We start from the raw sequence: 12,029 nt of genomic DNA on the forward strand, positions 1-12,029 counted from the left end.
TAGACTACTCAAAGTTAGGAAAATTCAATTGAATTATATCGGTTATCTTTGCATAAAAGAAATTCTCAACATCTATGTTGGAAAAATCAAGCTTTATCAGCCAATTAAAAAATCTCGTTCACGAGCCTGAAAATCACACGTATCTTCTGGCCGTAAGCGGTGGAGCAGATTCTATGGTTCTTGCCTCTTTATTCAGGGATTTAGGATCCGAAATTCAAGGTTCAAAATACCGGTTTCAGGTTGCTCATATCAATTATAAACTCCGTAGTAATGATTCGGATCTGGATCAGAAAACAGTACAGGATTTTTGTGAGAAAAATCATATAAAATTTCATTTGTATGAAGTTTCGGAAAAAGATCAGAAGCCGGAAAATTCTATTCAGCTTTGGGCAAGAGAACTTAGATACACCTTTTTTAAAGAAATCCAAGAAAAGGAAAAACTGGAATTTCTGGTGACAGCCCATCATCTGAATGACCAGCTGGAAACATTTATCATCAACCTTTCCAAGGCTGCCGGCATCAATGGATTGAGTGGAATCCCATCGAATGACAATAATATTCTCAGACCTTTTTTAAATTTTTCCAAAAACGAAATTTATGAATTTGCTGAGCAGAATACTATTGAATTCCGGGAAGATCTTTCCAATAAAAAAAATGATTATCTACGCAATAAGATTAGAAATGAGATTGTTCCGGCACTGATGGAAACTAACGATCATTTCTTAGAAAACTTCAGAAAAAGTTCTTTGTACCTGAATCAAACCAAAGATTTTGTACAGAAACAAATTCAGGAGATAGAAAATCGCATTACAATATTTAACAAAGACTATAAAATAGTATCAAAAGAAAGACTTGATCAGGAAAGTGATTTCGTAAAATTTGAAATTTTAAAAAAATACGGTTTCAACCAGGAGGAAGAAATCCTTAAAATTTTTAGAGCCGAAAACAATAGTTCCTTTTTTTCAAAAGAATACCAGTTGATTATCAATCGTAATGAACTGATATTTATGAATAGAGGCGATGAACAAGGCACCCAAGAGGAAATAGTACTGATTGATCATTTTGATTTTTCTGAAAACCAAATCAGCATCAATCTCGTAGATTATATTAACAACATTGATGGAATCAATAAGGAGATTGAATGGGACTTTGATGCTGAAAAACTTCACTTCCCATTGCGTTTAAGAAAACAAAAAGAGGGTGACGAGTTTTATCCTGTAGGTTTTTCGGGGAAAAAGAAAGTTTCCAAGTTTTTTAGAGACGAAAAATTATCAATTTTGATCAGGAGGAAGGTCTGGTTATTGTGTGATTCCAGAAATCATATTTTGGGAGTTATCCCTCTCAGACAGGACCGCAGGTATCAGGCAGATGGAAATACTCAAAAAAAGATAATCATAAAATGGACAGAAGAACAACTAATTCGTTAGCTGTTGATGATTTTAAGAAAGACAGCAATATCGCTTTTGGTATTTTATATCAACAGTATTTTGGCTATACCAAAAAATTTATTCTCAAGAATAAAGGAAATACAGAAGATGCAGAAGACGTATTTCAGGATTCACTGCTCATCCTTTATGAAAAACTGAATGCAGATGATTTCAACGTTCAGACCTGCCTGGGAAATTATCTCATTGGCATTTCTAAAAATCTGTGGCTGAAAAAATTAAAAAACAGAAACTTTTACATCATATCTCCGGAAAGTTATTTCATAGAAAATCAACAGGAAATTACTTCTGCTATTGAAAATGAAAAATATTATTGGGAAAAACTTTTTGGTTATGTTAAATCTATTTCTTCACACTGTCAAAATTTAATCCACGATATTTTTATTGAAAATAAAAGCATTGAGGAAATCCAGGATAAATATCAATATTCAAGCAAGCATAATGCTCAGAACCAAAAATATAAATGCGTAGAGCAGATCAGAAAAATAAAAGACAAAAAAAACACACTGACTATCAGCTAGTTAAAATAAATAATTAAATCAATGGGTGATTTTTTCTTTTTTAAGAGAACATAATAAAAAACAACATTATTATGTTCAAAAAAATTCTATTGAGCTTCCTTATATTGATAGGAATTTCATTTAATGCGCAAAGCACGGGTATCAATTTTCAAAAAATTGATTTAGAAGCGGCGAAAAAAATCGCGGCAAAAGAGAATAAACTTATTTTCATTGACTTGTACACTACCTGGTGTGGTCCATGTAAGCTGATGGCAAAGAAAACATTCACCGATCCTCAAATTGGGGAAATGTTCAATAAAAACTTTGTAAACCTTGCTATAGATGCAGAAAAAGAGGGGGTCAGCCTAGCCAAAGAATTTAAAGTGGTCAACTATCCTTCTTTCTTATTCCTGGATCCAAAAGGCAAGCTGGTTCAATATGATTTTGGATATTATAATCCTACACAGTTTTTAGATGTTGGAGCATCTGTTTTAAGAAAAAAAATGGTTCAAATCGATAAAACCCTAGAACAGGTAAAAGGGAAAATGGTTGGAGATAAGATCGAAAATTTTACGGCAAAAGACCATATAGGAAATACATTTTCTTCATCGCAAGAAAAAGAAAAACTTATTATTGTTTTTATCAGAGGTCAATGGTGCCCTTACTGTAATAAATATATTGAAACGTTACAAAATCTGGCACCCGAACTAAAATCCAAAAATGCAAGGTTGATCATCATATCTCCTGAAAAACCAGAATTTATAGAAAAGACAATCAGCAAAACAAAAACCGATTATACGGTTCTATATGATGAAGGGTATAAAATTGCAGAAGCCTTCGATGTTCTCTATACTCCCAATAGTGAAACTCTGAATTTCTATAACTCCAGATTGAAAGATGACTTCGCTAAAAGCAGATCGGATAGCTCAGGAAGACTGCCTGTCTCTGCAACATTTATTCTTAATGAGGGTAAAGAAATTATATGGAGACATTTTGATCCAGATTACAAAAACAGAGCCTCTACAGAAGATATTTTAAAGCATTTATAACATAGTTTGATTCGAACTTGTTATTTATAATTTAGGTTCGGGAGGTTGAATAGCAATGCTGAAATAGAATATAATTCTTTAGTATTGATAAAATCAATAACAGCTTTGATTCTTAAAGGGATTGATATTTTTACTCCAGCTAAAGTAGCATAGGAAATATTTCGCTTGAAAAGCTTCTAAAAAAGAAAGCTTCTAAGTTTTTTAAGGACGAAAAAATATCTATTTTAGCGAGGCAAAAAATTCAGATACTGTCTGATGATGATTCTGTACTCAGAATACGATCTTTCAGACGAAACAGATGATACGCAAAGGATGAGAAAACAAAATGGAATCTCAAAATTTTTAATGAAACGAAAAATGAAATTTAGAAATTGGTTTTTATTAATTCTACTATTTTTAGCAACGGGGATTAATGCACAGATAAAGAATCCTGTAAAGTTTAAATTCACCATCAACGATCTGGGAAACAATCAGTACGAAGCGGTATTGAATGCCACGATGGAAAGCGGATGGCACATTTACTCAAAAGATCTACCGGAAGATACCGGAATTCCCACTGAGTATAAAGTTACAGGAAAGAATATTGAACTGATCGGGAAATTTTCCGAAGTAGGTAAAAAACATGAGGAGTTTTCTGAAGCATTCGGTGGAACGATTGTCTTCTACTCCAACTCAGCTGGGTTCAAGCAGAAATTTAAATTAAAAGACCCTACAAAACCTGCGGATGTCACTTCTGAGATTACTTATCAGACTTGTGATGACAGAGTTTGTCTGGCTCCCAATACATTAGAATTCAACCAAAAAGTGACTCCAAAAGGAGCAACGGAAGAAGCTACCACTGAGGAAACGGCAGTTCCTGTAAAAGATTCATTAAAAGTGACTGAAACAGTTACCGAAAATCCTTCAAAAACAGCAGCTACCATCACAGAGGCATCAAAACTGGATCCTAAACAACTGAAAATTGAAACTATCGATTTCAAAAATCCATTGACGGATTGTGGGACAGCTTCAACCAAAGTGGATGAAAATTACTGGACGTATTTATTCTTAGGATTTATCGGCGGCCTCATCGCATTGCTTACTCCTTGTGTTTTCCCGATGATTCCATTGACCGTTTCATTTTTCACAAAAGGGAATAAGAACAAAGCAAAAGGAAAAAGAGATGCTCTTATTTATGGGTTTTTCATCCTTCTTATTTTCGTTTTATTAAGTATTCCGTTCCACATTATCGACGGAATTGCAGGAAATATCTTCAACGAAATTTCCACAAGCGTATGGCTGAATATTGCATTCTTCATCATATTCATCTTCTTTGCCGGAAGTTTCTTCGGGTATTATGATATTACTTTGCCAAGTTCTATCGCCAACAAGTCTTCTAAAGCGGAAGAAGCAGGAGGAATTATTGGGATTTTCTTTATGGCATTGACATTGGTTATCGTTTCATTCTCTTGTACAGGACCTATTTTGGGAAGTTTATTAGGAAGTGCGGTAACAGGTTCTACCAATGTACCGATGTTATTGACATTTGCATTGGCAGGATTTGGATTAGCATGGGCTATTGTTTTCGGACTGTTAGCTTTATTCCCGCAAGCATTACAAAGTCTTCCGAAATCCGGAGGATGGATGAATACGGTAAAAGTAGTTTTAGGTTTCGTAGAACTGGCTTTAGCATTGAAATTCTTATCTAAAGCAGATCTTGTATCTAAAACATTCTTCTTAAAAAGAGAACTTTTCATCGCCATCTGGATCATTGTTGCATTAGGATTAGCATTATATTTATTAGGATTTATCAAATTCCCGCATGATGATAAAAAGCCTAAAATCTCTATCACAAGAAAGATATTAGGAGTATTGGGAATTGGTTTTGTGATCTACCTGATTCAGGGATTGATTCCATCGGACCGTCCGAAACTTCAGCTATTAAGTGGAATTTTACCTCCATTGAATGTAAGTTATTTCCATGATGAAAAAGACGGAATTTTAGGAATGCATCCAGAGCACGACTTCTTCAAAGCAATAGAATTGGCCAAAAAAGAAGACAAACCTATCTTGATTGACTTCACAGGATATGGATGTGAAAACTGTAGAAAAATGGAGGAATTTGTATGGAGCGAACCAGACATTTTACCAGTCCTCCAAAACGATGTCGTATTAGCATCTCTATACGTGGATGACAAAGAAGACCTTCCTGAGGATCAAAAAACCAAAATTGACCTTGGTGAAGGACAGATCAAAAAGGTAAAAACAATTGGTGACCGATGGAGTTTATTCCAACAGGTTAACTTCAATAATAACTCTCAACCACACTATGTTTTAATCACTCCGGACGGTAAAGTAATCAACACTCCGGTTTCAGGATATATGCCAAAAGAGGATTTCAAGAAATTCCTGGAATGTGGTGTTAATTTCTATAAAAAGAATAAATAAATTATTTACATACCCTATAAAAACTCACACTTTACCGTGTGAGTTTTTTATTTTAATGAATTAAATAAACAATACAACACCAAAAGTAGTCTAAAATTAATTACATTTGAATAACTATCACCAATTCAAATACATATGAGATCTTCAATATCTACTTTTTTATTTTTTATTTGCTCATTATTTACAGCCCAAACAGCTCCCTCTATAGAATGGCAGAAAGCATTGGGAGGAGATAGTAGTGATAAGGCTAATTCCGTTCAGCAAACTTCTGATGGAGGATATATCATTGCAGGGGAGTCTTATTCTACTGATGGGAATGTTACAGGAAATCATGGAAGTTCTGATTACTGGATCGTAAAATTGGACGCCTCAGGAAATATACAATGGCAGAAATCATTGGGTGGAACTAATGAAGACCGGGCAAATTCTGTTCAGCAAACTTCTGACGGAGGGTATATTGTTGCCGGGGATTCTTATTCTGCTGACGGAGATATTACTGGAAATCATGGAAATTCCGATTACTGGATCGTAAAATTGGACGCCTCTGGAAGTATGCAATGGCAGAAATCATTGGGGGGAACTAATGAAGACTGGGCTAATTCCGTTCAGCAAACTTCTGACGGAGGGTATATTGTTGCCGGGGAATCTAACTCTGCCGACGGAGATATTACTGGAAATCATGGAAATTTCGATTACTGGATCGTAAAATTAGATTCCTCAGGAAGTATACAATGGCAGAAATCATTGGGAGGAACTTTTTATGACAGGGCCAATTCTGTCCAGCAAAATTCTGACGGAGGATATATTGTTGCAGGAGGATCCGCTTCTACTAATGGAGACATTACAGGAAATCATGGAAACGAAGACTTTTGGATCGTGAAATTAAATTCTTCGGGAATTATACAATGGGAGAAATCATTGGCAGGTAATCTTGCTGACGCTGCAGAATCTATCCGGCAAACATCCGACGGGGGATACATTGTTGCCGGAGGATCTAATTCTACCAACTCTGAAATTCCGGCAAATTTTGGAGAATCTAATTATTGTGTAGCAAAATTAGATTCTAACGGAAATACGTTATGGCAAAAATATTTTGGCGGCAGCAGTAACGATTACGCTTATTCTACCCAACAAACTTCTGACGGGGGATATATTGTCGCCGGAGGAACAGGTTCTGCAAACGGAAATATTATAGGAAATCATGGAAGTTCTGATTACTGGATCATAAAATTAGATTCTTCAGGAATCATGCAATGGCAAAAACCACTGGGAGGAACTGCTTTTGATGAAGCATACTCCATTCAACAGACAGCTGATGGAGGGTATATACTCGCAGGTCAAATTTTTTCTACAGACGGAGAAGTTACGGGAGCCTACGGAAGTGGGGATTCCTGGATTGTAAAATTAAGCTCCGATCAATTAAGCACTGCAGAAAATCACCTTATTAACAAACCTAGTGTTTATCCCAACCCTGCAAAGGATTTCTTTTACGTTGATCATCTTCCAAAAGGAACTGTTATTGATATTATTGACATGTCAGGAAGAAAACTTTTCTCTCAAAAATATAATGAAGAAAAAATAAAAATCAACACCTCTGCATTCTCTGAAGGAATCTACATTGTACAGATAAAAAGCAAAGAAACAATCATTCTGTCAAAGAAAATAACAGTCAGCAAATAATTTATTAGTAAATAATTTAGGTTATTCAGAACCAACAACCTGAATACATTATTTAAGCTTAACAAAATAATTTTTTTTATCATTTAAAAACTCATACGATAAAGTATGAGTTTTTTTGTGTAGATCTTTAGACAAAAATCATCCTGAAAATTCAATAATTAATAAGCCAGCAATATCATGATGATCCACTTTTAGAAAAACAGATTAAAAGAAACGGAAAATTAAAATTTATCACAAAAACCATCAATAGATTCATGAATCTATTGACTATTCCACAAACAAGGCATGTATTTTGTAAGAATCCTTCAATAAATACCGTTTAACATTTTAAACTTTTAATCATGGCAGAAGTAATTGCACAAGAAAAAGAGGGCAGCAAGCAAAAGAAAAAAATGATCAGAGTAGACATGACTCCTATGGTAGATCTGGGGTTCTTACTCATCACATTCTTTATGTTCACCACTAATTTTACAAAACCCAACGTAATGGATTTAGGACTACCCGCAAAAGATCCTAATCCTCATCCTACAGACATTCCTGTAATCGGAGATAAAAATCAGGTTACATTTATCCTAGGAAAAGACAACCGCGTATTTTATCATCAGAGCAACCAGAATGATCTGAATACAGGAAACCTTAAGGAAACTGATTTCAGTGGAATAAAGATTTCAAAAATCATCGCGGAAGCTTATCAAAAAGCTCCTGATCAGAAAAAATTCACTGTAATTGTAAAGCCAACGGACGAAGCCAATTACAAGAATTTTGTTGACATGCTGGACAATCTCGCTATTTCTAAAAAGGAAAGATATGGCGTAACTGACATCAAACCTTGGGAAACAAAGGTTTACAAGGAATTAACTCAATAAAACAAGAAGAGCATTTTAAAAATGCTCTTTTTTGTTTACATTTGAAAGGAAAAGAGAGCGGCAGCATAGCATACAATGGCTGCATTATTTTTAACCTTCTATAATTTTGGAATCATGCTGAACTTTGAAAGAAAAGGAAACGGAAAAGAAACATTGGTACTTCTTCACGGGTTTATGGAGAATCTATCCATATGGAATGATATGGAGCCTCATCTTTCTAAAGATTTTTCACTGCTGAAAATTGATCTTCCCGGCCACGGACAGTCTGAAATTCTTGCAGAAGTTCACACTATGGAACTGATGGCTGATGAAGTAAAAAAAGTTTTAGATCAGCAAAATTTAGAAAAAATACATCTTTTGGGACATTCTATGGGAGGTTACACTTCGTTAGCTTTTGCAGAAAAATATCCTGACTCTTTAAAAAGCTTAACGCTATTTTTCTCTACCTATTTTCCGGATGATGAGGAGAAAAAACAGCAGCGTATTAAAAGTTATAGAATTATAAAGGATGCATTTGCCCATTATGCAAGAGCCGGAGTTCCCAATTTATTCAATCCTAACGAAAGAGATATTCTGGAAGGAAAAATTGAAACCGCTCTTGAAACTGCACTTTCCACCAATAACCTAGGTGCACTAGCCTGCGTAAAAGGAATGGTAGAAAGAACCGATAAAAAGCATGTCCTAGAAAATCTGGAAGCTAAAATCTTGGTATTGGCAGGAAAACATGACAACGCTGTAAAAACCGATATGATGATCAAGCATCTGCCGGACAGAACAAATATCAAATCATATATTCTGGATTGCGGGCATAACGGACATTGGGAAAAACCTGGTATCTGCTCCGAAATCATTAACACTGAACTTCTTCACAATCTTCCTAAAAAACTGGTTTTCTAATCCCCGGTTTTCTAATGAATTAAAGTCTTGTTTACAAAAAATCCTGTATATTAGTAAGGATAATTTTCGCAATGGCTTTATTCACATTCAAAAAAAAGAAACCACCGGTTATCGGGCTTACACTTTCAGGCGGAGGCATGCGTGGTATTGCTCATATTGCCGTGTTGAAGGCTTTAGAAGAATATAATCTGAAGCCACATATTATCTCCGGAACCAGTGCAGGTTCTATTATTGGGGCTTTTTATTCTTTTGGAAAAACGCCGGATGAGATGATGGAAATTGTAAGGCAGACTTCTTTTTTTTCCAGATCAGCTTTAAAATTATCAAAGAACGGAATTTTCAGTTCCAATTTTATTTTAAAACTTTTCAAAGATTATTTTCCAGAGGACAATTTCAGTATTTTAGGAATTCCTGTGTATGTTACCGCTACCGAAATGACCCATGGTATTGTAGATTTCTTTTCTGAGGGGGAGCTTTTCGCTCCGTTACTGGCTTCATCCAGTGTTCCATTCATTCTTCCTCCGGTAAGGATAGGGGAGAAAATTTATGTAGACGGCGGCGTTCTGGACAATCTTCCCATTGAGCCTATTATTGATAAATGCGACTTCCTGATTGCCTCTCACGTCAACTCAATCAGTTATGACGAATTGAAAAAGATGAGTCTGATGAAAGAATTCGACAGAATCCTTCACTTAGCCATTGCAAAATCGGTCTATTCCAAAGTGAAATACTGCAATATATTTTTAGACCCTCCTAAAATGACGAAGTACAGTCTTTTCAACAAAAGATACATGGATGAGATGTTTCAACAGGTTTATGAATACACCTGTCAGGAGCTTGAAGAAAAAGGATACCGAAGGATCTAAGGCTTTACCCCCTTCGTCTTTTTACATTTTCGTCCTTCTAGAAGTTTTCCTCCTTTACTTTACTCTTAAAGGTTTCTATCGTTCCAGCCAAAGATTCTAAAGATTTTCCACCGGCAGCATTGATATGCCCGCCACCATTGAAATATTTTCTTGAAAACTGATTCACATCAACATCATCTTTACTTCTGAACGATATTTTAACAAAATCCTCATATAGATCTTCCATAAAGAATGCAGACATTTTTACTCCGGCAATGCTCAAACCATAGTTTACAAAACCTTCCGTATCTCCTTTCTGAAAACCTAATTCTTTAAGTTCATTTCTAGTAAGGCTTAAAACCGCTACAGTACCATCATTCACTACTTCTATTCTTCCCAGAACCAAAGCCAGTAAATGTAAACGGGAAACCGTATTGGTGTCCCATGTATTGGATGTGATCATGGCAGGATCTGCACCATGCTCAATAAGATTAGCAATAATTCTGTGCGTGGTAGCACTCGTAGAACGAAAACGGAAACCACCTGTATCTGTCATAATCCCGGTATAAAGGCATTCTGCCATATCCTGGTTCACCAGTTTTTCATCATTCATCGCTTCAATGAAATGATAGATCATCTGTGAAGTTGCCGGGATTACCGTATCTGAGTAAACAAAGTCAAATTTTTCCGGCTGTTGGTGGTGATCAATAAGAATTTTCTTCCCCTGAGCTCTAACCAGCCAATCTCCAAGTAAACCAATTCTTGATGGAGAATTGAAATCCAGACAGAAAATAACATCTGCTCCTGCAATCATATCAGACGCCAGCTTTCTTTTGTACTCAGCAATAATCACTTTTTTAGATTCCGGCATCCACTTCAGAAATTTTGGAAAATCATTAGGGACAATAACCTCAGCATGGATTCCCTTAGCTTTCAGATAATGCTTCAATCCTAAACTAGAACCAATAGCATCTCCATCCGGGTTATAGTGGGTAAGGATAACTATTTTGCTCTCTTGTGTAAGTAATGTATTGATATCTAAAAGTTCTGCTGGTGTAAACATCCGGTGTTTATTTTCGTTAAAATTAAAGTTTTCAAAGATAGAGCTTTTATATAAATCATTTAAATATTATTTTTGCACCCGAAAATGGTTTTCCCATCGGGGGTTTATAAATACCTGATCAAAAAACATTCAATTTAATTTAAAAAAAGATTATTAAAGTTTGTATCTTATAAAATTTTATATATCTTTGCAACCTGAAAATTAATAGATTAATTACGATTTAAACATATAGTAATGAGTAAAAGAACATTCCAGCCATCAGAAAGAAAGAAAAGAAACAAACACGGTTTCAGAGAAAGAATGTCTACGCCAAATGGAAGAAGAGTTTTGGCTGCGAGAAGAGCTAAAGGCAGAAAGAGTTTAACTGTAAGTGCTTCACGCGCTAAGAGATAATTCTACATTATCATATACAAATCATGCTTGAGAAGTTCCTTTTCAGGCATTTTTTGTTGTTAAAATTTACTAAAATTAGAGTCAGATAGACTTCTTTTTTCTATTTTTAAAGATTGAAATTTTTTTGTTAGAAACAGCCTTTAAAATTACATTATGCCACATACAAATATCTCCGGAGAAAACATTATAAGTTTACAGCAAGCCAAGATTGCACAAAAAAACTTTACTGTACTTTCCGATGTAAATCTTAACATTAAAAAAGGTAGATTCTGCTATCTTATCGGAAAAACAGGTTCTGGAAAAAGCTCCCTTCTAAAAACGCTTTACGGACACATTCCATTGGCATCAGGACACGGATCTGTGGTAGGATTTGATCTTGCAAAATTAAAGCCCTCTGACATTCCCAATCTAAGAAGAAAATTAGGAATCGTATTCCAGGATTTCCAATTGCTTTCTGACAGAACCGTTGAAAAGAATTTAAAATTCGTTCTTGAAGCAACAGGATGGAATGATAAAGTAAAAATGGAAGACCGTATCAATGAGGTTTTGGGAAGTGTGAACATGAAAAGCAAAAAGCACAAAATGCCGCACGAACTTTCCGGAGGAGAACAGCAGCGTATTGCGATCGCAAGAGCGCTTCTTAACCACCCTGATCTTATCTTAGCAGATGAGCCGACAGGAAACCTTGATCCGGAAACATCCAATGAAATCATGACCTTACTAAAGCAGGTCGCCCTTGAAAACGGAGCTGCGGTAGTAATGGCAACGCACGATTACCATATGATTCAGAACTTCCCTGGTGAAGCAATCAGATGTGAAGATGGAAAAGTATCAGTATTGGATACGGCTGAATTGTTTGAATAA

At 35.4% G+C, this 12,029-nt stretch carries 11 protein-coding genes; 10 read left to right on the top strand and 1 reads right to left on the bottom strand.

Annotated elements, in window-relative coordinates; translation table 11 throughout:
- Positions 1 to 74: 74 nt before the first annotated feature.
- The 8 genes from tilS (at position 75) to AC07UM_RS09665 (ending at position 9,730) form a co-directional block, all read left to right on the top strand.
- Positions 75 to 1,427: a tRNA lysidine(34) synthetase TilS gene (tilS, locus tag AC07UM_RS09630; RefSeq protein WP_494682244.1), complete on the top strand. Its 1,353-nt coding sequence runs from the start codon at positions 75 to 77 to the stop codon at positions 1,425 to 1,427.
- The gene (locus AC07UM_RS09635; protein ID WP_494682245.1) at positions 1,400 to 1,966 is read left to right on the top strand and encodes an RNA polymerase sigma factor; all 567 of its coding nucleotides are present in this window, start codon (positions 1,400 to 1,402) and stop codon (positions 1,964 to 1,966) included. The genes tilS and AC07UM_RS09635 overlap by 28 nt, the downstream gene beginning before the upstream one ends.
- Before the next feature lie 71 nt (positions 1,967 to 2,037).
- Positions 2,038 to 2,994 carry a redoxin domain-containing protein gene (locus tag AC07UM_RS09640; RefSeq protein ID WP_494682246.1) on the top strand — a complete coding sequence of 319 codons (957 nt, stop codon included), beginning with the start codon at positions 2,038 to 2,040 and terminating at the stop codon, positions 2,992 to 2,994.
- Positions 2,995 to 3,351: 357 nt separating this feature from the next.
- Positions 3,352 to 5,421, top strand: a complete 2,070-nt coding sequence (locus AC07UM_RS09645) for a protein-disulfide reductase DsbD family protein (protein ID WP_494682293.1) — start codon at positions 3,352 to 3,354, stop codon at positions 5,419 to 5,421.
- Positions 5,422 to 5,556: 135 nt separating this feature from the next.
- Entirely contained in the window at positions 5,557 to 7,101 is a 1,545-nt protein-coding gene (locus AC07UM_RS09650) for a T9SS type A sorting domain-containing protein (protein WP_494682247.1), read from the top strand.
- A 341-nt stretch (positions 7,102 to 7,442) separates the two neighbouring features.
- Positions 7,443 to 7,967 carry a biopolymer transporter ExbD gene (locus AC07UM_RS09655; RefSeq protein ID WP_494682248.1) on the top strand — a complete coding sequence of 175 codons (525 nt, stop codon included), beginning with the start codon at positions 7,443 to 7,445 and terminating at the stop codon, positions 7,965 to 7,967.
- A 114-nt stretch (positions 7,968 to 8,081) separates the two neighbouring features.
- Positions 8,082 to 8,864, top strand: coding sequence for an alpha/beta fold hydrolase (locus AC07UM_RS09660; RefSeq protein ID WP_494682294.1), 783 nt, complete (start codon positions 8,082 to 8,084; stop codon positions 8,862 to 8,864).
- Positions 8,865 to 8,935: 71 nt separating this feature from the next.
- A complete protein-coding gene (locus AC07UM_RS09665; protein ID WP_494682249.1) occupies positions 8,936 to 9,730 on the top strand; it encodes a patatin-like phospholipase family protein in 795 nt (264 codons plus the stop codon).
- A 37-nt stretch (positions 9,731 to 9,767) separates the two neighbouring features.
- Here the strand turns inward: AC07UM_RS09665 and AC07UM_RS09670 are convergent, their stop codons facing one another.
- Complete coding sequence (locus tag AC07UM_RS09670; protein WP_494682250.1) at positions 9,768 to 10,772, bottom strand: DHH family phosphoesterase; 1,005 nt, start codon at positions 10,770 to 10,772, stop codon at positions 9,768 to 9,770.
- Positions 10,773 to 11,006: 234 nt separating this feature from the next.
- On the opposite strand from AC07UM_RS09670, the gene rpmH reads away from it, so the two are divergent.
- Positions 11,007 to 11,165, top strand: a complete 159-nt coding sequence (gene rpmH / locus AC07UM_RS09675) for a 50S ribosomal protein L34 (protein WP_040997588.1) — start codon at positions 11,007 to 11,009, stop codon at positions 11,163 to 11,165.
- A 153-nt stretch (positions 11,166 to 11,318) separates the two neighbouring features.
- Positions 11,319 to 12,029 (top strand): cell division ATP-binding protein FtsE, encoded by a 711-nt coding sequence (locus AC07UM_RS09680; protein ID WP_494682251.1) that lies wholly within the window; start codon positions 11,319 to 11,321, stop codon positions 12,027 to 12,029.

This window comes from Chryseobacterium sp. GW821-FHT04C04, from assembly GCF_059420365.1.

What these genes read in the sequence shown, in the direction of transcription:
- AC07UM_RS09635 (WP_494682245.1), top strand. Translation starts at nt 1,400, where the DNA reads ATGGACAGAAGAACAACTAATTCGTTAGCTGTTGATGATTTTAAGAAA.
- rpmH (WP_040997588.1), top strand. Translation starts at nt 11,007, where the DNA reads ATGAGTAAAAGAACATTCCAGCCATCAGAAAGAAAGAAAAGAAACAAA.
- AC07UM_RS09640 (WP_494682246.1), top strand. Translation starts at nt 2,038, where the DNA reads ATGTTCAAAAAAATTCTATTGAGCTTCCTTATATTGATAGGAATTTCA.
- AC07UM_RS09650 (WP_494682247.1), top strand. Translation starts at nt 5,557, where the DNA reads ATGAGATCTTCAATATCTACTTTTTTATTTTTTATTTGCTCATTATTT.
- AC07UM_RS09680 (WP_494682251.1), top strand. Translation starts at nt 11,319, where the DNA reads ATGCCACATACAAATATCTCCGGAGAAAACATTATAAGTTTACAGCAA.
- tilS (WP_494682244.1), top strand. Translation starts at nt 75, where the DNA reads ATGTTGGAAAAATCAAGCTTTATCAGCCAATTAAAAAATCTCGTTCAC.
- AC07UM_RS09665 (WP_494682249.1), top strand. Translation starts at nt 8,936, where the DNA reads ATGGCTTTATTCACATTCAAAAAAAAGAAACCACCGGTTATCGGGCTT.
- AC07UM_RS09645 (WP_494682293.1), top strand. Translation starts at nt 3,352, where the DNA reads ATGAAATTTAGAAATTGGTTTTTATTAATTCTACTATTTTTAGCAACG.
- AC07UM_RS09670 (WP_494682250.1), bottom strand. Translation starts at nt 10,772, where the DNA reads ATGTTTACACCAGCAGAACTTTTAGATATCAATACATTACTTACACAA.
- AC07UM_RS09655 (WP_494682248.1), top strand. Translation starts at nt 7,443, where the DNA reads ATGGCAGAAGTAATTGCACAAGAAAAAGAGGGCAGCAAGCAAAAGAAA.
- AC07UM_RS09660 (WP_494682294.1), top strand. Translation starts at nt 8,082, where the DNA reads ATGCTGAACTTTGAAAGAAAAGGAAACGGAAAAGAAACATTGGTACTT.